Origin of the sequence: Caballeronia sp. SL2Y3 (genome assembly GCF_022879575.1) — a bacterium.
Taxonomy (GTDB): domain Bacteria; phylum Pseudomonadota; class Gammaproteobacteria; order Burkholderiales; family Burkholderiaceae; genus Caballeronia.
Window position 1 is genome coordinate 871,817 of record NZ_CP084261.1, and the last position, 22,784, is coordinate 894,600.

The following is a 22,784-nucleotide window of genomic DNA, read 5'->3' on the forward strand; positions in this document are numbered from 1 at the left end:
CACATTCGACGGGCTTCACGCCGCGCCGAGCAGCGTCTCGATGCGCAGCAGTTCCGCGAGCGACCACGCTTGGAACGGCGCGCCGCCCGGCGCGTGCGGCGCGTCGCCGTCAGCGACCTCGCTCACGTGATCCAGCCCGTAATGATCCAGATGCGCGTAGAGCGGCGCGAGGAAGCGCTCGCGCACGCCCGCCGCGCCGCGCACGCGCAGCCACGCCTCGACGAACGGCCCCATGAGCCACGGCCAGACGGTGCCCTGATGGTAGGCGCCGTCGCGCTCCACCACGCCGCCTGCATAATGCGGACGATACGCCGGGTCGGACGGCGCGAGCGTGCGCAGGCCGAGCGGCGTCAGCAGATGCGCTTCGACCTGATCGACCACCGCGCGGGCGATATCGCCCTCGACGAGCGGAAACGGCAGGCCGCCGACGGCGAAGATCTGGTTCGGGCGAATCGAGCGGTCGATCTTGCCCGGCTCGTGGTCGGCATCGACGACATCGTAGAGCGCGTGGGTGTCCGGGTCGACGAAGCGCGCCGCGAAACTCTGCCGGGCGCGCGCGCACAGCGTCTGCCAGCGCGGATTCCATGCCGACGCGATAGCAAGCGCATTGATCCACAGCGCCTGAACCTCGACCGGCTTGCCGATGCGCGGCGTCAGCACCCAGTCGCCGGCTTTCGCATCCATCCACGTGAGTTGCACGCCCGGCACGCCCGCGCGCAAAAGGCCGTCCTCGTCGGCGCCGATTCGATAGCGCGTGCCGCCCGCATAGCCTTCGAGGATCGTTTCGACCGCGCGTTGCAGCCGACTCGCCGTGGCCGCGAGCGCATGGCCGGTCGCCAGATAGTCGTGGACGGCGATCACGAACCACAACGACGCATCGACCGAGTTGTACTCCGGCTGGCCGCCGCTGTCGGGGAAACGGTTCGGCAGCATGCCTTCGGAAAGCGCGTCGGTCCATTCGAGCAGAATCGATTCGGCGTCCGCGTGACGGCCGCTCGCAATCAGCAAGCCGCGCATCGAGATGAACGTATCGCGGCCCCAGTCGGTGAACCACGGAAAGCCCGCGATGATGGTGCGCCCCTCTTTGCGCTTCACGACATACGCATCGGCGGAACGGGCGAGGCGCGATGTGAACGCCGCGCGGCGCTCCGACTCGCGGGCCGCGAGCCGCGACGCGTGCGCGAGCGCATCCGCTTCGCGCGGCACGTTGCTGCCGGTATCGGCGTGCAGGATCATCACGGCTTCGCGGGCGGCCAGATCGAACGTGAAGACGCCCGGCGTCGCCAGATCTTCGATGAAATCGAGCCCGCGCTCGCGCTCGCGCGAATAGCAGAAATTGCGATACCAGTCCGGCGCGTGCCGATACGCGCCGTTCGCCGTCGCGCCTATCGCCGGCAGGTCGGTGTACGGCCTCCAGTGGACGCGCTCGCCGTCCGTCGTGGCGTCGAAACAAAATGCCGGGTTCTCGCGATGCAGCGCGTGATAGTCGCGCCCCGACAGCAGCGGGCGCACATGCAGCGTCGCGGAAGGCGGGCGCGAATCCGCTTCCAGGCGCCAGCGCAGCACGGTCTCGCCGCTCTCCTTCGCGACGAACAACTCCGCCACGACCGTTTGCGCATCGCCCACGCGATAGCGCCAGGTCGGCCACGGCGATGTATCGAAGGAAACGAGACTCGCGGAGGCGTCCGGATACAGCACGTCCGGGGCGTAGTGCTGCATGGTCAACGGGAAACGCGCGCCGCCGATCTCGACCCACGCCTCGATGCCGTTCACGAGCACCACGCGCCCCGCAGGCGGCTGCGTCGCGGCAAGCAACAGCGCCTGATAACGGCGAGTTCGCATGGTTCCCACCGTGCCGGAAGCGAAGCCGCCGTGCGCGTCCGCTTCGAGCCATTCGTCTTCCAGCCGCGTCGAGTCGATCGCCGTCATGCCGCCGCCCGTTTGCGGTACTCGCTGAGCGCGCGTCGCGCCTTCGTGCGGATGGCGCTCTGCATGCGCGGCGTCCAGCCGAACAGCCAGCCTGAGACGCCCAGCGCCTGACGGCTCCAGCGCCAGAGGTCGAACGCATCGGTCTGCTCGGCGATGAGGCCGTCGCGGATGGCGAACTTCGTCGCGATCTCGTTGACCACGGCGCGCCCTGTCGCGGAGTACGTGTAGCGCGCGACGGCGTTCGCGCTCGCGGTCTGTCCGAGCGCGCTGATGCAGTCGAAAGTCAGCGCGAAGTCGGCGGCGCGGCCGAGCAGCATGCGCCACATGTCGCCGACTTCGCGGCCGTGCAGCAGCCCGAACGCCGGATCTTCGAAGCGGATGTCGGACGCGTAGCAGGCCGCCATGGCGTCGGCGTCGGCGCGCTGAAACGCACGGTAAAAGCGTTCGATGAGTTGGACGTTCGTGTTCGGCATAGGGGTCCTGGCAGAGAATCGCCGCGCGGAAGTTGGCATTCTCGCTCGACTGCGGCCGGATTGCAGCGCGCCGCCCGATTTGCGCATCATCGCCGCGTTTCGCACGCGTTTCATCTGTTTAGATAATCGGCCAGAGAACGGCACGCGTTTATTAAACAGGCAACGTTTCGATTAACCGGAAACCGGTTTCAGCGCATTATTTTAAGACGGTCTTAATGCGATCTAGAAAAGTCTTAATGAGTCCGCTTTTGAAAAAAAACAGATATTAATTGACGTCGACTTTTTCTTAACTTAGATTTCTAGAACGGTCATTCTAATCCCGATAGTTAGGCCGTCACTTAACACTGCGGCGGCTTTCGTGCTCGCACGATCCGCCATTGCCATCACTTTCACCAGCCAGCGCCCGCCTAAAGGTCGCACGCCGCGCACCATGAGAATCAGGCCTCGAGTCAGTACGCTTTCATTGGCGTCCGCAGATTATTTTCTGACGGACTTACGCAGCGGCATTATCAGCCGCGCAATACATCCGCAATCGCCGGATATCATTATTTACGTTCTAAAGACCGAAGACGGATCGCAGTATTGCGCGCAACTCGATTATCGGGAGCATCCGCTTCGAAATGCAATACTCATGGCTGCGCTCGAATCAGGGCTCACGGTCACGGTTCGCGCGGATGCCACGCATCACATAACCGACCTCGCCGCGACGGTGCCGAACGTCGTCCCGCTTCCCGGGCTCGGCTACGCGTGGCGTCTGCTGGAGGACGTGCGCACCGGCGCCGTCGTGCAGGTCGAGGACGCCAATCTGCTCGGCAGCATGGCGTACATCATCCGCAGCCCGGACGGCTCGCACCATTGCGTGCAGATGTGCCCGCACGAGCACGGCTACCGCAGCGCCCTGCTGATGGCCGCGTTCAGGGCGAAGCTGCCCGTGACCGTCGCCGGCGACGCCGACTACTATCTCACTGCGCTTTCCGTGGGATCGAGGGCTTTCGGGCCGAACTTCAACTGCGCGCCGGGCTTCATTTCGACGACGCCGCGTTCCGGCATCATCGACGAGATCATCGACAAGGAAGCGGACGAGACGCTGAGCGTCATTGTCAAGACGCCGGAGGCCACGCGCTATCACGCCCGAATCGACCGCCAGGAGCACGCGAACCGGCACCATCTCGCCATGCTGGCATTGCGCGCGGGCTTGCCCGTCACGGTCAGCGGGAACGAGGAGCACGCCATCACCGGCATCGCGGTCGGCGCGCTGTCGTCTGAGCCCGCGCCTTCCATGGTCCTGTTCGGCCAGAGGCTAACGGGCATGCAGACCGGGACGCTCGCGCGCATCATCGACTCGGACACGCTCGGCCCGATCCGCTACGTGTTGCGCGGATCGGACGGCGCGCACTACTGCGCGCAGATGAATACGGCCAAGCATGGGAGCCGCCATCAGATGCTGATGACGGCGCTCGCGCTGCACCTGCCGGTGAGCGTCACGGCCGACGCGAATTCGAATATCACGGGCGCGTCGGTCGGACTGCCGCATCGGGGCAGCCCGACGTTTCATTGTCAGACGACGCGATTTCCGAAGACCGAGACCGGCAGCATCGTCCGCATGATCGATTCGGACGCGCTCGGTCCGGACACGCGCTACGTGCTAGAGACGCCGGACGGCGACGAATGGGCCGTGCCCGCCTTCGCGCGAGGCCAGCCGGGACGCGGCCCGCTGCTCGCGCTGGCGCTGACGGGCGGGCTTACCGTGACGGTGAGCGGCACCGAGGGCAGCGCAACCGTTGAGTCGCTGTTGAACGCGGGAAGCCTGACCGTCGCGCGCAGCTAGCGTCAGAGAGCGAACGCCGTGACCGCGTGAATGAGCAGGCCGACCGCGCCGCCCACGAGCGTGCCGTTCACGCGAATGAACTGGAGGTCGCGCCCGATGTTCAGCTCGACGTCGCGCACCAGCGTGGCGTCGTCCCATTGCTTGACGGTCGCGGCGATGTGCTTCGCAATGCCTTCGCGCAGCTCGGGCGCGAGGGCCTTGAGCGCATCGCGCATATGCTCGTTGATCGAATCGCGGAGAAGCGGATCGCCGCCGAGCGCCTGCGCGAAGCTCGCGGCGACGGCCACGACCTTCGCGTGCAGCGCGGAATCGGGCCGCTTGAGGTCCGCGCCGAGCCATGCGGTGAACTCGTCCCACAGGCCGTCCACGTAGCCGCGCAATTCGGGACGATCAAGCCATTCGCGCTTGTGTTCGTCGATGCGCGCCTTGAACGCGGGATCGGATTTGAGGCGCTCGACGAAGCGTTCCACTGCGGCATCGAAGGCTTTGCGGCGTTCGTGTTCCGGGTCGCTCGTCACGTCGTGCAGCCACTGGTTCGCGCCGCGCACGAGGCCCGCCGCGAACTTGTTGCCGAGGTCGCCGGCGTCCAGCCCGACGAAACCCAGCATGCCGATGAGCTTCGGATACTCCTCGCCCGCCACCGCGACGATGCGCGTCGCGAGCATCTCCTGCACCTCGGGCTTGTCGAGCCACGCCGCCATTTGCTTGAGGCCCTCGTCGAGCAGCAGTTGATGGCGGCGGTCGGCGGTGAGCGTCGAAAGCAGGTTGCCCGCGGCGGCGGAAAGATCGAAGGCATCGGCGCGGCGGCGAATCGCGTCGTGAAGCATGGACTTGATGCGCGTGTCGTCGATGAAGGCCAGCAACTGACCGACCGCTCCGACCGCGCGATTGCCGAGCAGCTCCGCGTTCTTCGGCTCCGCGAGCCACACCGACAGGCGGCTTGCCGGATCGAACGCATCGACGCGGGCAACGAGCGCATCCGTGCCGAGAAAGCGGTCGCGCACGAACACGGCGAGGTTGTCGGCCACGCGCGCCTTGTTCGCGGGCAGGATGGCCGTGTGCGGCACCGGCACGCCGAGCGGATGGCGAAACAGCGCGACGACGGCGAACCAGTCCGCGAGCGCGCCGACCATGGCCGCTTCCGCGAACGCGGACACCCACGCCCACGCGCCGGCGTCGTGCTGGCTCTTCCCGATGGCGAACAGCACGCCCGCGCCGACGAGCAACGCGGCGGCGAACCACTTCATCCTTTTCAGTGCTACGGCTTTATCCTGCGTTTCCATCTGCTTGTCGGTATAGAAGTGTGGAAGCGCGCAAGCATATCAACGCCCTTGCTGCAACTTCAAGAGCGCGTCCATGGCGCGGCCGGCTGCTTCCAGCGGCACGAAAATGTGGTCGTGATATGCGGCCGCCATCACATTGCAGCTGATACCTGCGTCACCGAGCGCGCGAGCGAATGCGGCGGTCAGCCCGACCGCGTTCAGATCCGAGTGCACATTCAGCGTGATCCAGGCCGCGCGAAAGAGCGGCGTCACGCCAGCGGCAATAGCCGCGCCTTCTTCCATGACGACGGTCACGCCTTCGCGCTCGCGAAACGTCGCGACGATGCCCGCGCCGCCCGGCGCGGCGTCATGCGGCAGCGACGCGAACACATAGACGCCGGGCTGAAGCTCGGGCTGCATGGACGCCAGGAGCGTGCGCAGATCGGAGACGGGCGTCGGCGTCATCAGGCGGCATCCTCGGCGGGCCGCGTTCTGCCGAGCACCGGCCGCAGCGCCGTGCCGGTGTGGCTGCGCGGATGACTCGCGAGCGTGTCCGGGTCCGCCGCCGCGACGATGGTCCCGCCGTTCACGCCGCCTTCCGGCCCGAGATCGAGCACCCAGTCGGCTTCCGCGATCACGTCGAGATCATGCTCGATCACGATCACGCTATGCCCGCCGTCCACCAGCCGGTGCAGCACGCGAATCAGCTTCGCGACGTCCGCCATGTGCAGGCCGACGGTCGGTTCGTCCAGCACATAGAGCGTATGCGGCGGCTTCTGGCCGCGCCGCGTGATGTCGTCGCGCACTTTCGACAACTCGGTGACGAGCTTGATGCGCTGTGCCTCGCCGCCCGATAGCGTCGGCGACGGCTGGCCGAGCGTCAGATAACCGAGGCCCACGTCCTTCATCAATTGCAGCGGATGCGCGATGCTCGGCATCGACGCGAAGAACTCGACGGCCTCGTCGATCTCCATGGTCAGCACTTCGCCGATGTTCTTGCCGCGCCACGTCACCGCGAGCGTCTCGGGATTGAAGCGCTGGCCGTGGCAGACGTCGCACGGAACCTTGACGTCCGGCAGGAAGTTCATCGCGATGGTGCGCACGCCTTGCCCTTCGCACGCGGGGCAGCGCCCGTTGCCCGTATTGAACGAGAAGCGCGACGGCGTATAGCCGCGCGCCCGCGCTTCGAGCGTGTCCGCAAACAGCTTGCGGATGGTGTCCCACATGCCGATGTAGGTCGCCGGGCACGAACGCGGCGTCTTGCCGATGGGCGTCTGATCGACTTCGAGCACGCGGTCGATCGATTCGAAACCGGTGACGCCCGAGCAGCCCTGCCATGCGTGGACCACGTCGAACTTCGGGCGCGGCGTTTCGCGGGCGAGCACGCTGGCGCGCGATTTTGCGCCCGGAGCGTCGGCCTGGGCCGCCTTGCGCGCGCGCCGCACCGCCGGCGACGACAGCACCGAGCGGCCGACGGCATCGAGCAGGTTCGTCATGAGCACGTCGCGGGCGAGCGTCGATTTGCCCGAGCCGGATACGCCCGTGATCGCGACGAGCCGGTTCAGCGGCACGCTCGCGGTCACGTTGCGCAGGTTGTGCAGCGTCGCGTTTTCGACCGTGAGCCATTGCTCCGGCACAGCGGGGCGCTTGCCGACGGCCGCGCGCACTTCGCGGCGCGGCTGCAACGGATGCACGATCGGGTTTGCCAGCATCTGTCCGGTCAGCGACGCCTTGTGCGCCGCGAGATCGGTCACGCTGCCCTGCGCGACCACCGTGCCGCCGCGCTTGCCCGCACCCGGCCCGATATCGATGATGTGATCGGCACGCCTAATGGTGTCTTCGTCGTGCTCCACGACGACGAGCGTGTTGCCCTTGTCGTTCAGCTTCTTGAGCGCGCTCAGCAGAATCAGGTTGTCGCGCGGATGCAGGCCGATGGTCGGTTCATCCAGCACATAGCACACGCCTTGCAGGTTGCTGCCGAGTTGCGCGGCGAGACGAATGCGCTGCGCTTCGCCGCCCGAAAGCGTCGGCGCGGCGCGGTCGAGACTCAGATAACCGAGCCCGACTTCCTCCAGAAACTGAAGGCGTCCTTCGATTTCGCTGACGACGTCGCGGGCGATGTCCGCGTCGCGGCCCGTGAGCTTCAATGTCGCGATCCACTCGCGCGTGTCCGTCACGGTCCAGCGCCCGACTTCGGTGATCGGATAGTTGCCGAACGTCACCGCGCGCGCGACCTCGTTGAGGCGCGTGCCTTCGCAGTCCGCGCACGGCTGATCGACGATATCGTCCGGTTCCTGATCCACCGAGCCGATGCTCTGCTCGCGGCCGCGATCATCCTGCGCGAACACGGTATCGTCGAACGCGGCGCGCTGCTCGCGCGTCAGCTTGACGCCCGTGCCGACGCACGTATTGCACCAGCCATGCTTGCTGTTGTACGAGAACATGCGCGGGTCGAGTTCCGGGTAGCTCGTGCCGCAGACCGGGCACGCGCGCTTGGTCGAAAACACGATGCTTTCTTCCTTGCCGCGCCGCTTGCCGCTGGAGAGCGCGCCGTGCAGGCCGTCGAGCGGCGCGCACAGATGCATGACGCCCTCGCCGATTTCGAGCGTCTCGTCGAGCAGACGCCGCAGGTCCGCTTCGTTTTCCGCCGATACGACGAGATCCGCGACCGGCAGTTCGATGGTGTGTTCGCGGAAGCGGTCGAGCTTCGGCCACGGATCGACCGGCAGAAAGTCGCCGTCCACGCGCAGATGCGTGTTGCCGCGCACTTTCGCCCACTTCGCGAGATCGGTATAGACGCCCTTGCGGTTTACCACGAGCGGCGCGAGCAGGCCCACATGCTGGCCCTTGAAGTCGCGCAGAATCTGCGCGGCGATCTGCTCTGAGCTTTGCGCCTGAACCGGCGTGCCGTCGTGAATGCAGTGCTGGATGCCGAGCTTCACGTACAGAAGGCGCAGGAAGTGCCAGACTTCCGAAGTCGTCGCGACCGTGCTCTTGCGCCCGCCGCGCGACAGACGCTGCTCGATGGCAACCGTCGGCGGAATGCCATAGACCGCATCCACCTCGGGCCGGCCCGCCGGCTGCACGATGGAGCGCGCATACGCGTTCAGCGATTCGAGATAACGCCGCTGTCCTTCGTGGAACAGAATATCGAACGCGAGCGTGGACTTGCCCGAGCCGGACACGCCCGTCACCACGTTGAACTTGTTGTGCGGGATATCGACATCGAGCGACTTCAGATTGTGCTCGCGCGCATTGACGATGCGCACGACGTCCTCGCCCTGCAATGCGCGCCGCGCGCTCGCCACTTCCGCCGCGAGTTGCAGCGGCACGCCCGCGCGCTTCTCCGCCGCGCCGGGCGTCATGGCTTCTTCGTAGTCGAGGAGCGCGCGGCCCGTGTGCGACTGCTCGCAGGCCGCGACGTCATCCGGCGTGCCGACGCACACCACTTGCCCGCCGCCGTCGCCGCCTTCGGGACCGAGATCGATGATCCAGTCCGCCGCGCGAATCACGTCGAGATTGTGCTCGATGACGATCAGCGAATGTCCGCGCCCAAGCAGCCTGCGCAACGCCTGCATCAGCTTGGCGATGTCGTCGAAATGCAGGCCCGTGGTCGGCTCGTCGAACATGAAAAGCCGCGCTTTCTGATTCGGCGATGCCGTTTCCGCGAGAAAGCCCGCGAGCTTCAGGCGCTGCGCTTCGCCGCCCGAGAGCGTCGGCACCGGCTGGCCGAGCTTCACGTATTCGAGACCGACATCGACGATAGGCTGTAGCACGCGCAGCACGTCCGCGTCGCTCGCGAAGCACTCGACGGCTTCGCTCACGGTCAGTTCCAGCACGTCCGCGACGCTCAGTTCGCGCCCGCCGCGCTCGATCTTCACGTCGAGAATCTCGGCGCGATAACGCCGGCCGTCGCAATCCGGACAGCGCAGGTAGACGTCGGAGAGAAACTGCATCTCGACGTGCTCGAAGCCCGAGCCGCCGCACGTCGGGCAGCGCCCGTCGCCCGAGTTGAAGCTGAACATGCTCGCGCCGTAGCCGCGCTGCGCCGCGAGCGGCGCTTTCGCGAACAGCTTGCGGATTTCGTCGAACGCGCCGACATAGCTCGCCGGGTTCGAGCGCGCCGTGCGGCCGATCGGCGACTGATCCACGAACACGACGTCGCTCAGTTGATCCGCGCCCTTCAGCGCGCGAAACGCGCCGGGCGCTTCGGTCGCCTTGCCGAAGTGACGCATGAGCGCGGGCGCGAGCACGTCCTGAATCAGCGTCGATTTGCCCGAGCCGGAGACGCCCGTCACGCAAACGAGGCGCTCGAGCGGAATCTCGACCGTCACGTCCTGCAAGTTGTGATCGCTCGCGCCTTCGAGAACAAGACGCGGCGAGTTCGCATCCACCGCGCGGCGCGTCCAGTTGGACGCGTGCGCGACGTGCTTGCGGCCGCCGAGATACGCGCCGGTGAGCGTGTCGCTCGATTGAATATCGTCGGGCGTGCCGTCATAGACGATCTGCCCGCCGCGCTCGCCCGGCCCCGGTCCCATATCGATCAGGCGATCCGCCGCGAGCATCACCGAAGGATCATGTTCGACGACGACGAGCGTATTGCCCGCATCGCGCAGACGGTGCATGGCCTCCACGATGCGGTTCAGATCGCGCGGATGCAGCCCGATGCTCGGCTCGTCCAGCACGAACAGCGTGTTCACGAGCGACGTGCCGAGCGCGGTCGTCAGGTTGATGCGCTGCACTTCGCCGCCCGAGAGCGTGCGGCTTTGCCGGTCCAGCGTCAGATAGCCGAGGCCGACGTCGCACAGATACTTGAGGCGCGTGCGCACTTCGGCGTGCAGCAGCTTGAGCGCCTCGTCCAGCAACGTGGACGGCAGCGTGAGCGAATCGAAGAAGCGGCGGATGCGCTCGATCGGCATCAGCATCAGGTCGTGCACGGTCAGGCCCGGCAACGCTTCGAGCTGATCGCGCGTCCAGTCGACGCCGTTCGGCAAGAAGCGGTCCGCGGGCGCGAGCACCGCGTCGGCCTGTTCCTTCGTGCCGAGGCGCCACAAGAGCGATTCCGTCTTGAGCCGGGCGCCCGCGCAGGCGGGACACGTCGTATAGCTGCGGTACTTGGAAAGCAGCACGCGGATGTGCATCTTGTACGCCTTCGACTCCAGATAGTCGAAGAAACGCTGCACGCCGTACCACTGGCTGCCCCACTTGCCGGTCCAGTCCGGCGATCCGTGGATGACCCAGTCGCGCTCTTTCTGCGTCAGATCGCTCCACGGCACGCCGAGCCGGATGCCCGCCTTCGCACCGTAGCGCACGAGATCATCCTGATTCTCCTTCCACGCGGGCGTTTGCAGCGTCTTGATCGCGCCTTCGCGCAGCGTCTTTTTCTCGTCCGGAATGACGAGGCCGTAATCCACGCCGATCACGCGCCCGAAACCGCGACACGTCTCGCACGCGCCGTAGGCCGAGTTGAACGAGAACAGCGCCGGCTGCGGATCGGCATAACGCAGGTCGCTTTCCGGGCTGTGCAGGCCGGTCGAGAAGCGCCAGATATCGGGTTCGGCTTCGTCCTTCAGCACATACACGTTCACGCGACCGCTGCCGCGCAAGAGCGCGCCTTCGATGGCCTCCAGCGCCCGCGAGCGCTCCGTGCCTTGTAGGCGAAACCGGTCCGCGACGACATCGAGCACTTGCCGCGCGCCCGCTTCCGTCTCAACGTGGCGCTTCGCCTGCACGCGCGTGTAGCCGCTCGCGGAAAGCCACTGCGCGACTTCGTCGTCGCTCGTCGTGTCCGGCAGTTCGACGGGAAACGTCACGGCGAGCCGCGGATCGCCGTCGCGCGTGCGCTCCAGCAGTTCCGCATAGATGGTCTCGGGCGTGTCGTGCCGCACGCGATGCGCGGTCTTCCTGTCGAAGAGTTCGGCGGCGCGCGCGTAGAAGAGCTTCAGGTGATCGTTGAGCTCGGTCATCGTGCCGACGGTCGAGCGCGAACTGCGCACCGGGTTCGTCTGGTCGATGGCGATGGCGGGCGGCACGCCGTCCACCCGATCGACCTGCGGGCGGTCCATGCGGTCGAGGAACTGGCGTGCATACGCGCTGAACGTTTCGACGTAGCGGCGCTGGCCTTCGGCGTAGAGCGTGTCGAACACGAGGCTCGACTTGCCCGAACCGGACGGGCCGGTCACCACCGTCATCTGGCCGGTGTGCAAGTCGATATCGAGATTCTTGAGGTTATGTTGACGGGCGCCGCGAATGCGGATTGCGTTGTTCGATGCCAATTTTTCAACCGGTTCAATGTGATGGACGGCCTGTGAGGCCGTGGGCGGCGCCGCGCGGTTGTCCGGCGGCAGGCGCCTGCCGCAGCGACCGGTACTGTACACCCATACAGTACCGGTCGCAAAAAGCGGGCGAAGCCTTCGCCCGGCACTTGCAAGTAGCTCGCCCGCTCGCCGTCAGCGCAAGTGGGCGATGAGCGCATCGGCGACGGCGTCGGGCGCTTCGCGCGGCGGAAAATGCCCCGCGCCGTCGATCACGACGCGCCGATAGCCCGCCGTGAAGCAGCCTTCCTGTCCTTCGGACATCGAGACGTCATCGCAGAAATCCGAGCCGCCCTGGATCATCACCGCCGGCACGCCAATGCGCTCGATGGTCGCAAGCCGCTCGTACAACGGTTCGAGCGCCGGGTCCGACGGCTGATCGCTGCGCCAGCGGCGGCGATACGCGTTCAGCGTGATCGGCACCCAGTCCGGGTTGTCGAACGCGCGCGCGGTGGCGGCGAACTCCGCTTCGTCGAACCAGCCGGGCGGCGACCATGTATCCCATTGGATGCGCGCAAAGCCCTTCGGATCGGCGGCGATCACGTCCGGCGCGTCATCGAGCGACATGAACCACTGGTACCAGAAGCGCCGCGCCTGCGCGAAATCGCGCGGCAACGTGAACTTGCCGCGCGGCTGAAACGCCAGCGCGATGGCGGCCATGCGCCTCACGCGGTCAGGGAACAGCGCGGCGAGCGTGTAGGCGGCGCGCGCGCCCCAGTCGTGACCGACCACGTCGAAACGGGCGATGCCGAGCGCATCCGCCAGATCGACGGCGTCTTGCGCCAGCGCGACGCCGGAGCCATCGCGGATGGTGCCCGCGCGCAGGAAGCGCGTGCCGCCCGCGCCGCGCAATTCGGGAACGATGGTGCGGTAGCCCGCCGCGTTGAGCCGCGCCGCGACGTTCGACCAGGCGCGCGCGGCGTCCGGCCAGCCGTGCAGCAGGATGACGGGCGGTCCATCGGCGGGGCCGGCGTCGGCGTAGGCGATATCGAGCGTCGGCGTCTCTGCGTGCAGTTCGAAGGTCAGCATGGCTCCTCCATTCGGGAAGCGAAGCGTGAATTTTAGAGCCGCCTGCGATTCGACGTCGGACGGCGGCGGCAATAGTGACGCATGATGTCATATGAGATGCGCTGCGCGCGTAATCGCTTCCTTACGGGAAAGTCCCGAGCATGAAGTGCGGATGCGCGCCTTGACGCGCCTTGCATGGCGTCGGTATCGTCGGACAGGAAAACGGTTTCTTACATGGCTGCTTACGCTGAAAAGTCGTCATACGACATCATTCGAAGCGGCCTACATCAAAACCGGTCGATACCGGAATGGAGACAAGCATGAAACAGCGCCCCACCGCCCCCGCTTCTGCCCGCCGCCGCTCGCTGCTGAAATTCGCCGGCGCGTCGGCGAGCGCGCCGCTCATCGGCGGCCTCGGCAGTCTGAGCGTGCTCGCCGGCTGCGGAGGCGGCAACCACGATTCGAGCGCCCCGACCACGCCCGAGGACCCGATCTGGGGCCCGTCCGGTTCCGCGACGCAGATCATCAACGCGCTGAAGAACGTGTCCACGTCGATGGTGCCGAGCCGCCAGTTCCTCGTCACCGATTACGGCGCAAAGCCGTGTACCGTGATCGCCGCAACGAGCCCGTACACCGATCCGTCGAAGTCGCCGCTCAGCACCGGCGCGGACCAGACGCAGGCGCCCGGCTCCTTCGACTCGCGCCCCGCGTTCCTCGCGGCCATCGCGGCGTGCAGCGCGGCGGGCGGCGGACGCGTGGTCGTGCCGGCCGGCAACTGGTATTGCGCGGGGCCGATCATCCTGCAATCCAACGTCGACTTTCACCTGAGCGCGAATTGCGAAATCTTCTTCAGCCCGAATCCGGCGGACTACGCGAAGGACGGCCCGATCGACTGCGGCGCGAACGGCAAGCTCTACTACAGCCGGTGGCAGGCCAACGACTGCCTGAACTACGGCCCGCCCGTCTACGCGCGCAATCAGACGAACATCGCGATCACCGGCGAAGGCGATACATCCGTCCTCAACGGCCAGGCGATGACGCCGTTCGCCGGCAGCGGCAACACGTCGACGTGCTGGTGGACGTGGAAAGGCAATAGCGGCGCCTACGGCTACGCAGGCTCGTCGACGCCCTCGCAGGCGTTCGCGAATCCGAACAACGTCGATCTGAAAACCGCCGCGCCCGGTATTTCCGATGCGCTTTACGCCAAGCTCACCGATCCCGCGACGCCGTGGCAACAGGATCAAAACTATCTGCCCGCGCTGTCGGAAGCGGGCGTGGCGATCGAAAAGCGCATCTTCGGCATCGGACATTATCTGCGGCCGAGCATGGTGGAATTCATCGGGTGTACTAATGTTCTGATGCAAGGCTACCGTACCATCAATACGCCGTTCTGGCAGCATCATCCGACCGATTGCAAGAATGTGGTCATTACCGGCGTGACGGTGGACAGCATCGGGCCCAACAACGACGGCTTCGATCCCGACGCCTGCGACATGGTGTTGTGCGACAGCGTCACGTTCAACACCGGCGACGACTGCATCGCAATCAAGTCGGGTAAGGACCTCGATACACAATACGGTCCCGCGCAGAATCACGTCATCCAGAACTGCACGATGAACAGCGGCCACGGCGGCATCACGCTCGGCAGCGAAATGGGCGGCGGCGTGCAGAACATCTATGCGCGCAACCTTCAGATGCTGAACAAGTTCTGGGCGACGAACTCGCTCAATATCGCGATTCGCGTGAAGACCAACATGAATCGCGGCGGCTTCGTGAAGAACTTCTACGTCGATAACGTGACGCTGCCTAACGGCGTGAGTCTGACGCCGTCGGGTTACGGCAGCAGCCTGCTCGCGGGCAGCCCGATCAACGCGACCGTGCCGCTCGGCGTGGTCACGGCGAGCGCGGCGAATCCGCCGGCGGCGCAAGGCGGCATCATCACGTTCGATTGCGACTATCAGCCGTCGAAGGACGCCATCCGCACGCGGCCGGCGCTGGTGCAGAACGTCAACATCTCGAACGTGAAGGCGAGCAACGTCACGCTGAACGGCGTGACCGGCTCATGCTTTCAGGCGATCGTCGCGCAAGGTCCCGTTGCGTTCGACTACAACGGACCCGCGCCGAGGCCCGCGATTCCCGCCATTGCCGGCGTCACGATCACCAATTGCGATTTCGGCACGCCTGTCGCAGCGGGACCGGCCACGGCGACCACGCCCGGACCGATCTACGCGTACAACGTGCATGACATCGTGCTCAACAATACGGTGATCGCGGGGAAGACGTTGAATCAGACCATCACCGACGCGCGGTAAAGACCAGGCGGGTGCCGCGGCATTTTCGCCGCGTCACGCGCCGATCAGCACGCCGGTTCTGAACGCCGTTGCACCGGTGATTCGCCCGATCGGCGCGCCTGCATAGACGAAGCGAATGGCGCGTCGCATGTAGAAGACGCCATCGTTCTTCGTGGTGACGGTGGTCACGGCATCCGTCAGCGGATCGATGATGTCGAGGACTGCATCGCCCGCCTTCAGCATCGCGCCGATTGCCGCGCGGTACACGACGATGCCACTCACCGGCGCCGTCAGCTGCTCGCTGCCTGCGAGGGGCGTCGCGGATTGCGCGAGCGGCGGCAGCGCGCGCGCCTCGCCTTCGATTACACCGCGTGCGATCAGGAAGTCGACGATGGCTTCCGCATCGCGCTCTGCGTATTCATAGTCCACGTCCCGCTGGCCGCGATGCTCCACCGTCGCGGCGATGTTCGGCGCACCGAGCGGCGTGCCGTCGCCGAGCAACGCACGCACTTCGTTCCACAGCAACGCGTGAATCTCGTCGAACGACTGGCCGCCGGAATCGGTCGCGAGCAGCACGCCGTTCGCGCCGAGGTAGCGGGCAAGTGGCTCGATGGCGGGCCAGCTTGCGGGACTGGTATAAAGATGCATCGTCGCTTCGCGCGAACAATGCAGATCGAGCACGATGTCCGCGTCGGATGCATGCCTGAGCAGCGCGAGCCGCAACGCTTCGAATTCGTTAGGCGCGGTCATTTCGCCGAGCATCTCGCGCACCGCCGCGCGCAGAAGCCGGGTGTTGTGCGTGGCATCCGTGGCCGACAAGCGTGGACGAATGCGTTCGACCAACGCGCTTGCAGGCGGCATCGGAAAGTGGCGGTTGAAGTTGTGCCCGCTGTTGCTCTCGAAGCGTCCGATGAACTGACCCAGCACATGCTGCGACAAACCGATGGGGTTGGCCACCGGCACGAGCACGACTTGGCCGCGCACGCGCCTGCTCGCTTCGAGTTCTTCGAGCCGCTGCTTGAGGCGCCAGGCGGTGAGCATGGCGGGCGTCTCGTCTGCGTGAAGCGATGCCTGCACGTAGACCTTTTCGTGCGCACCGGGTACGCCGAAGTGAAAACTGACAAGCTCGCGCGTGGTGCCGAGCGTCGTCGTGACGAGCGGCGCGCGTTCGATCCGCATATTTAGTGGTTCGTATTAATTTCATTCACTCGGAGCCGGCGTTCATCTCCGCGACGACCGAGGCCGTGTTCGGCGCGATGCACAGCATCCCGCGCACGGATTATCTCGCGCTCGAACCACTAAGGCTAGCGCTGCATGCTTTCTTCCGCGAGCACGCTAGGGCCCGCGCAAGACCGCCTCAACGCGATGCGTGACGCGAAGCCGAATGCGACTTCTTGCCCGCCGCGTTCGCGCGTCGCGTGGCCCAGCCCTTCCTGGCGGCGGCAGAGCGGTCGGCGGCCGAGCGGCGGCTGGCACTCGCGTGCGCCTGCTTCGACAGCGACTTGTGCGACGCGGCCTTCGAGCTTTCGCGCTTGAGCACGCGCGTGGAGGTGGCGGATCGCTTCGCCTTCGACTCGGTGCTCGGGCTCTTGGTCTTGCGATGCGCGGCCTTCGTATCCTGCGCGGCTTTCTTACGCGTGCCTTCCGAGGCTTCGCCCTTCTTCGGCGGCTTGAGCTTGACGCCCGCGCGCCGCGCCTCCGACAGGCCGATGGCAATGGCCTGCTTGGCCGACTTCGCGCCGTGCTTGCCTTCGCGCACGTGGTCGATCTGCTCCTTCACGAACGCCCCCGCCTGCGTGCTCGGCGACTTCCCTGCGCGCTTGGCTTTCTCGGCGCGTTCGAGGGTTTTCTTCTCGGGCATGTCGGTGCTCCTTGTGATGTGGAGATGTCGATGGGGCGAGCAACGGCCGTGCCCGATTCATGTCCCGTTGTCACGCGGTTTGGAGATGCATCGGTCATGCGTTCTTCATGGACTCTCATCTATCGTGCTCGGCCGGCGCACCGGTCAATTCGATGTCATTGCTCGAAGACGCAATACCGCCCCGCGCCTCTTCTGCGAGCTTCTCATACCGCTTGCGAAACGCGGTCAACTGCTTTTCATCCAGCTCCTCCAGATCGAGCAGCGCATTATGCGCACGCTCCGTCGCGCGTATGAGTTCATCGAGCTTGATCTGCATGGCCGCCGTGTCGCGGTTCTGCGTGTTCTGAATCAGAAAGACCATGAGAAAGGTGACGATAGTCGTCGAGGTATTGATGACCAACTGCCACGTATCGCTGAAGTGAAAGAGCGGTCCGGACACCGCCCACGCGATGACCAGCACGACCGCGATGACGAACGTCGATGCCCGGCCCGTGATTTGCGAAAGCGCATTGGAGAATCTGAGGAACCAAGACTTTTTCATCACGCGTCTCCTGTGAGCGTCGTTGATTAGAATGATGCCTGTGAGCCCCAGAATCAAACATCCCTTCATCGACTTCTCGGCCGCATCGGAAGAAGTCGCGCGCCGCCTGATCGGCGCCATCTTCACCGTGGACGGCGTCGGCGGTCGCATCGTCGAAACGGAAGCGTACGACCGCGAAGATCCCGCCTCGCACACGTTCTCCGGCCCCACGCCGCGCAACGCGTCCATGTTCGGGCCGCCCGCGCATGCTTACGTCTATCGGTCGTACGGCATTCACTGGTGCCTGAACTTCGTGTGCCGCGAAGCAGGCCACGGCGCGGGCGTGCTGATCCGCGCAATCGAGCCGCTGACCGGCATCGACGTCATGCGCGAGCGGCGCGGCGTCGAACCGCTGAAGCTGCTGTGTTCGGGGCCGGGGCGGCTCGCGCAGGCGCTCGGCATCACGCACAAGGACAACGGCGCGTCGCTGCTCGAAGCGCCGTTCGATATTCAGCCGCCCGACGAGGCATGCGATGTCGTCACGGGTCCGCGCATCGGCATCAGCAAGGCGATGGATGTGCCGTGGCGCTTCGGGCTTGCCGGGTCGAAGTTCGTCAGCAAGCCCTTTCCCAAGGCGTAATCAGTCCGCCGGGCGCAGCTTTCGCACTTCTTCGTCCGAGGGCTGGACGCTCGCGCCGTCGATATAGCGGAACGACGTCATCACGCCCTTGCCGTCCTTCTGCGCCGTGACGCCGACATAAGCGCCCATCGTCGATTGATTGTCCTGCTTGCGATAGACGATCGGCCCGAACGGCGTGTTCACCGGCAAACCCTTGAATGCCGCCGCGAGCTTGTCCGCGTCCGTGCTGCCCGCTTTCCTGAGGCCATTGGCGAGCGACATCATCGCCGTATATCCGACGACCGAGCCCAGGCGCGGATAGTCGTGATACTTCGCTTGATAAGCGGCGACGAACTGCTTGTTAGCCGGTGTGTCGATGGCATACCACGGGTAGCCCGTGACGATCCAGCCGACCGGCGCTTCCGCCCCGAGCGGATCGAGGTAATCAGGCTCGCCGGTCAGCAGCGACACCACCGCGCGATCCTTGAAAAGCCCGCGCGTATTGCCCTCGCGAACGAACTTGCCGAGGTCGGCGCTGAAGAGCACGTTGAAGATGGCATCGGGCTTCGCATCGGCGAGCGCCTGCGTGACGGCGCCTGCATCGACATTGCCGAGCGGCGTCGCCTGTTCCGCGACGAACTCGACATCGGGCTGCACGGCCTTCAGCAAGCGCTTGAATGTCGCCACGGCCGACTGACCGTACTCGTAGTTCGGATAGACGAGCGCCCAGCGCTTCTTCTTGAGCTTGGCCGCTTCGGGGACGAGCATGGCGACCTGCATATACGTCGATGGCCGCAGGCGATACGTGTACTTGTTGCCGTCCTGCCAGACGATCTTGTCGGTGAGCGGCTCGGCGGCGAGGAAGAAAATGCGGCGCTGCTTCGCGTAGTCCGCGAGCGCGAGGCCCGTGTTCGACAGATAGCCGCCGAACAGGAGCTTCACCTGTTCCCGCGAAACCAGTTCCTGCGCGACGCGCACGGTATCGCCGGGATTGCCGTTGTCGTCGCGCGAAACGACTTCGAGCTTCTTGCCGTCGATGCCGCCTGCCGCGTTGATCTGTTCGAGCGCGAGATTCCAGCCGTTCCTGTAGGGCATGAGAAACGCGGGCTGCGCCTTGTAGCTATTGATCTCGCCGATCTTGATGCTGTCCGCGTGCGCGGCGCACGCCGCGACGGCCGCAAGCGCTGCCACGCTCGCGCGCAGCACTTTTCCTGCTTGATGAATCATCGATGCTTCTCCTGTAACGTTATGCTTCGGGCTCAAACGCCCAGATAAGCGCGGCGAGCGGCATCGTCGCGAACGAACGCCTGCATCGCTCCGGCATGGCGAACCTGGCCTTTTTCCAGCACGACCACGCGGTCGCTGACGAGTTCGGCGAAGTGCAGGTTCTGCTCCGATAGCAGAACAGCGAGCCCTTCGCGCTTTAGCCGGAGAATCATATCGGCCATCTGCTCGACGATGACCGGCGCCACGCCTTCCGATGGCTCATCGAGCAGCACGACGCGCGGATTGCCCATCAGCGTGCGCGCCACGGTCAGCATCTGTTGCTCGCCGCCGCTCATGCGGCTCGCGCGGCGCTCGCGCATTTCGCCGAGATTCGGAAACACGCGAAAGAGCGTGTCCGGCGTCCATCGCGGCGCGCCTTCGCGCGGCGGCTGGCGGCCCGTTTCCAGATTCTCGATGACGGTCAGGTCGCCGAAGATGCGGCGATCTTCCGGCACATAACCGAGCCCGCGTCGCGCGATGCGATACGGCGCCATTCCCGATATGTTCTCGCCCATGAACATGACCGTGCCGCTCACGCGCGGCAGCAGGCCCATGATGGCTTTCATGGTCGTGGATTTGCCCGCGCCGTTGCGGCCCATCAGCGCGACGACCTCGCCTTGCCCGACTTCGAGCGCGACGTCGAACAGAATCTGCGCGCGGCCATAGAACGCATTCAGCGCATCGACACGCAAGAGCGTCATTGCGCGGCTCCGTCGATCGACACGGCGCGCGGCGCATACGATGCGCCCGTGCCGAGATAAACCTCGCGCACGCGGGCGTCGTTGCGGATCGCATCGGCGTCGCCTTCCGCGATCAACTGGCCTCGCGCCAGCACGACGAGCGTATCGGCATGTTCGAACACCACGTCCATGCTGTGTTCGGTGAAGAGCACGCCCATGTTGCGCTGCCTGGCAAGGCGCGCGGTGAGCGCCATGAGCGCGTTGCGTTCCTCGGGCGCCATGCCCGCCGTGGGCTCGTCCATCAGCAGCAGTTTGGGGCGGTTGGATAGCGCCATCGCCAGTTCCACGCGCTTGACGTCGCCGTAAGCGAGCACTGCGCAACTGCGCCGCGCGTGCGCCGCCATGCCGACGAGATCGAGCAAGGCCATGGCTTCGTCTTCGTTCGATGACGCCACGCGCGAGAAAAAGCCGAACGCGCGCCGCTCGTGCGAGAGCAACGCCATCTGCATGTTTTCGAGCACCGTCATCGAATTGAACGTAGCGGCCACCTGAAACGTCCTGCCGACGCCCAGCCGCCAGATATCGCGCGGACGTTTTCCCGTGATGTCGTGGCCGTCCAGATGGATGCTGCCCGACGTGGGCTCGAGTTGCCCGTTGATCATGTTGAAGCACGTCGACTTGCCGGCTCCGTTAGGGCCGATCAACGCGAGCAGTTGCCCTGCCTCGACGGAGAACGACACGTCGTCGACGGCCTTCACGCCGTCGAAGGACTTGGACAGCTTGTCGATGCGCAGGAGCGTCATTGCGCCTCCGTGAACCGGTCACGCACGAAGCCTGCGATGCCTTGCGGAAACGCCACGACCAGCACGAGAATGGCGGCCCCGAGCAACGCCTGCCAATAGTCGGTCTGCCGCGCGACCGTGTCTTGCAGCCACGTGAACACCGCCGCGCCGACGATGGGTCCCGCGAGCGTCTGAATGCCGCCGAGCAGCACCATCACGAGACCGTCCACGGAGCGACCGACGCTGATGGCTTCCGGCGAGATGTTGCCTTTGGAGAATGCGTATAGCGAGCCGGCCAGCCCGCATACGAGCGCAGCCGCGACGAAGGCGATCCATTGCACGCGGGCGACATCGATGCCGATGGCTTCCGCGCGCAACGGCGAGTCGCGGCCCGCGCGCATCGCGAATCCGAGCGGCGCGAAGAGCAGTCGTCGCAAGAGCCACACGCCGACTATCGCGGCAACGAGCGTGAGGTAGTAATACGCAACGGGCGATGACAGCCACGGCGACGGCCACATGCCGAGAAGGCCGTTGCTGCCGCCCGTGACCGCATCCCATTGATAGACGATCGACCACACGATCTGCGCGAACGCGAGCGTCAGCATCGCAAGATAAACACCGGATAGCCGCACGCAGAACCATCCAAAGACGATCGCGCCGATGCCCGCAACGAGCGGCCCGAGCGCGAGCGCCGCTTCCATCGGCAAGGCCAACGCCTTCAGAAAAAGCGCCGCGCCATAAGCGCCCAGCCCGAAATAAGCCGCATGTCCGAACGAATGCATGCCGCCCGGCCCCATGATGAAATGCAGGCTCGCGGCGAACAGAACGGCGATCAGGATTTCGACGAGCAACACGGGCAGATACGGGAACACGCCGGCTGCCAAAGGCGCGAGCGCGAGCAGCAAGACCACGACGGCCCAGCCGAGCTTGACGCGGCCCGTTGCCGGTGAAAGCGGCCTGTCGGCGGGCGCGGCGGTTCGTGCAACGGTCTGCGCGCGCCCGAACAAGCCCCACGGACGAAACACCAATACGACAGCCATCAACACGAATTCGGCGACCAGCGTGAACTTCGACAGCGAGAACGCGATACCGAACACCGACACTTGCCCGATGCCGATGCACAGCGCCTTGATCTCCGCGATCAACAATGCCGCGACGAATGCGCCCGGAATCGAGCCCATGCCGCCGACGACGACGACCACGAACGCATTGCCGATGGTGTCGATATCGAGCGAGAGATTCGCCGGCATCCTCGGTATTTGCAGCGCGCCGCCGAGGCCGGCGAGGCATGCGCCCGCGAAGAAGACACTGGTGAAGAGCCACGCCTGATTCACGCCCAGCGCGCCGAGCATTTCGCGATCGGAACTCGCGGCCCGCACCAGCGTGCCCCAGCGCGTTCGAGTGAGCGCGTACCAGAGCACGCCCAGCACGAGCGGACCGGCGACGATCAGCACGAGGTCATAGACGGGCAACGCATGTCCGAGCAATGACACGGCGCCTGCGAGATGCGGCGCGCGCGGCCCGAACAGGTCGTCCGGTCCCCATAGGTAGAGCGCGGCGTCGCGCAATATCAGCACGAGCGCGAACGTCGCGAGTAAATGAAAAAGCTCCGGCGCGCGATAGATACGCCTGAGCACGCTGACTTCGATGATCGCGCCCAATGCGCCGACGATCAGCGCCGCGCCGACAATCGACGCCCAGAACCCCATGACGCTCGCCCCGAACCGGCTCGTCAGGCTATAGGCGACATAGACGCCCACCATGTACAGCGAGCCGTGCGCGAAGTTGACGATGCGCGTGACGCCGAAGATCAGCGACAGTCCCGAGGCGACGAGAAAGAGCGCGCAGGCATCGGCCAGGCCATTGACGAGTTGAACGAGCAGGTTGGCGAACATCGGGCGCGTGACGAGCTTGATTGCTGAACGGTTGACGGCTAAGGGAGCAAGCGGCG

At 65.6% G+C, this 22,784-nt stretch carries 16 protein-coding genes; 3 read left to right on the forward strand and 13 right to left on the reverse strand.

Annotation, left to right across the window (positions count from 1 at the left end; translation table 11 throughout):
• Positions 1-15: 15 nt before the first annotated feature.
• Together LDZ26_RS17355 and LDZ26_RS17360 are read right to left on the reverse strand one after the other, a co-directional pair.
• Positions 16-1,929 (reverse strand): amylo-alpha-1,6-glucosidase, encoded by a 1,914-nt coding sequence (locus tag LDZ26_RS17355; RefSeq protein ID WP_244849397.1) that lies wholly within the window; start codon positions 1,927-1,929, stop codon positions 16-18.
• The gene (locus LDZ26_RS17360) at positions 1,926-2,402 is read right to left on the reverse strand and encodes a nuclear transport factor 2 family protein (protein WP_244849398.1); all 477 of its coding nucleotides are present in this window, start codon (positions 2,400-2,402) and stop codon (positions 1,926-1,928) included. Before LDZ26_RS17360 ends, LDZ26_RS17355 begins: the two co-directional genes overlap by 4 nt.
• A gap of 631 nt (positions 2,403-3,033) precedes the next feature.
• Here LDZ26_RS17360 and LDZ26_RS17365 point away from each other — a divergent pair.
• Positions 3,034-4,230, forward strand: coding sequence for a hypothetical protein (locus LDZ26_RS17365; protein ID WP_244849399.1), 1,197 nt, complete (start codon positions 3,034-3,036; stop codon positions 4,228-4,230).
• 2 nt (positions 4,231-4,232) lie between these two features.
• Here LDZ26_RS17365 and LDZ26_RS17370 read toward each other — a convergent pair whose 3' ends face one another.
• From LDZ26_RS17370 to LDZ26_RS17385, 4 genes are all read right to left on the reverse strand, one after another.
• Positions 4,233-5,513, reverse strand: coding sequence for a DUF445 domain-containing protein (locus tag LDZ26_RS17370; protein ID WP_244849400.1), 1,281 nt, complete (start codon positions 5,511-5,513; stop codon positions 4,233-4,235).
• Between the two features lie 39 nt (positions 5,514-5,552).
• Entirely contained in the window at positions 5,553-5,957 is a 405-nt protein-coding gene (locus tag LDZ26_RS17375) for an ACT domain-containing protein (protein ID WP_244849401.1), read from the reverse strand.
• Positions 5,957-11,767, reverse strand: coding sequence for an excinuclease ABC subunit UvrA (gene uvrA, locus LDZ26_RS17380; RefSeq protein ID WP_244849402.1), 5,811 nt, complete (start codon positions 11,765-11,767; stop codon positions 5,957-5,959). The genes LDZ26_RS17375 and uvrA overlap by 1 nt, the downstream gene beginning before the upstream one ends.
• 174 nt (positions 11,768-11,941) lie before the next feature.
• Positions 11,942-12,835, reverse strand: coding sequence for an alpha/beta fold hydrolase (locus LDZ26_RS17385; protein WP_244849403.1), 894 nt, complete (start codon positions 12,833-12,835; stop codon positions 11,942-11,944).
• 299 nt (positions 12,836-13,134) lie between these two features.
• Here LDZ26_RS17385 and LDZ26_RS17390 point away from each other — a divergent pair, with 299 nt between their 5' ends.
• Positions 13,135-15,126, forward strand: a complete 1,992-nt coding sequence (locus tag LDZ26_RS17390) for a glycoside hydrolase family 28 protein (RefSeq protein ID WP_244849404.1) — start codon at positions 13,135-13,137, stop codon at positions 15,124-15,126.
• 33 nt (positions 15,127-15,159) lie between these two features.
• On the opposite strand, the gene LDZ26_RS17395 is transcribed toward LDZ26_RS17390, so the two are convergent.
• The 3 genes from LDZ26_RS17395 to LDZ26_RS17405 form a co-directional block, all read right to left on the reverse strand.
• Positions 15,160-16,284 (reverse strand): succinylglutamate desuccinylase/aspartoacylase family protein, encoded by a 1,125-nt coding sequence (locus LDZ26_RS17395; protein ID WP_244849405.1) that lies wholly within the window; start codon positions 16,282-16,284, stop codon positions 15,160-15,162.
• A 178-nt stretch (positions 16,285-16,462) separates the two neighbouring features.
• On the reverse strand, positions 16,463-16,966 hold the full coding sequence (locus LDZ26_RS17400; protein WP_244849406.1) for a DUF6496 domain-containing protein: 504 nt from the start codon (positions 16,964-16,966) through the stop codon (positions 16,463-16,465).
• Positions 16,967-17,081: 115 nt separating this feature from the next.
• Positions 17,082-17,507: a low affinity iron permease family protein gene (locus tag LDZ26_RS17405; RefSeq protein WP_244849407.1), complete on the reverse strand. Its 426-nt coding sequence runs from the start codon at positions 17,505-17,507 to the stop codon at positions 17,082-17,084.
• Positions 17,508-17,547: 40 nt separating this feature from the next.
• Between LDZ26_RS17405 and LDZ26_RS17410 the strand changes: the two genes are divergently transcribed.
• On the forward strand, positions 17,548-18,126 hold the full coding sequence (locus LDZ26_RS17410) for a DNA-3-methyladenine glycosylase (RefSeq protein WP_370650697.1): 579 nt from the start codon (positions 17,548-17,550) through the stop codon (positions 18,124-18,126).
• Here the strand turns inward: LDZ26_RS17410 and LDZ26_RS17415 are convergent, their stop codons facing one another.
• Genes LDZ26_RS17415 through LDZ26_RS17430 form a run of 4 tightly spaced genes read right to left on the reverse strand, consistent with a single transcriptional unit; the run spans position 18,127 to position 22,728 of the window.
• Positions 18,127-19,332 (reverse strand): ABC transporter substrate-binding protein, encoded by a 1,206-nt coding sequence (locus tag LDZ26_RS17415; protein ID WP_244849408.1) that lies wholly within the window; start codon positions 19,330-19,332, stop codon positions 18,127-18,129.
• 32 nt (positions 19,333-19,364) lie between these two features.
• The gene (locus tag LDZ26_RS17420; protein WP_244849409.1) at positions 19,365-20,072 is read right to left on the reverse strand and encodes an ABC transporter ATP-binding protein; all 708 of its coding nucleotides are present in this window, start codon (positions 20,070-20,072) and stop codon (positions 19,365-19,367) included.
• Entirely contained in the window at positions 20,069-20,854 is a 786-nt protein-coding gene (locus LDZ26_RS17425; protein WP_244849410.1) for an ABC transporter ATP-binding protein, read from the reverse strand. The genes LDZ26_RS17420 and LDZ26_RS17425 overlap by 4 nt, the downstream gene beginning before the upstream one ends.
• Positions 20,851-22,728 carry an ABC transporter permease gene (locus LDZ26_RS17430; RefSeq protein ID WP_244849411.1) on the reverse strand — a complete coding sequence of 626 codons (1,878 nt, stop codon included), beginning with the start codon at positions 22,726-22,728 and terminating at the stop codon, positions 20,851-20,853. Before LDZ26_RS17430 ends, LDZ26_RS17425 begins: the two co-directional genes overlap by 4 nt.
• Positions 22,729-22,784 lie beyond the last annotated feature (56 nt).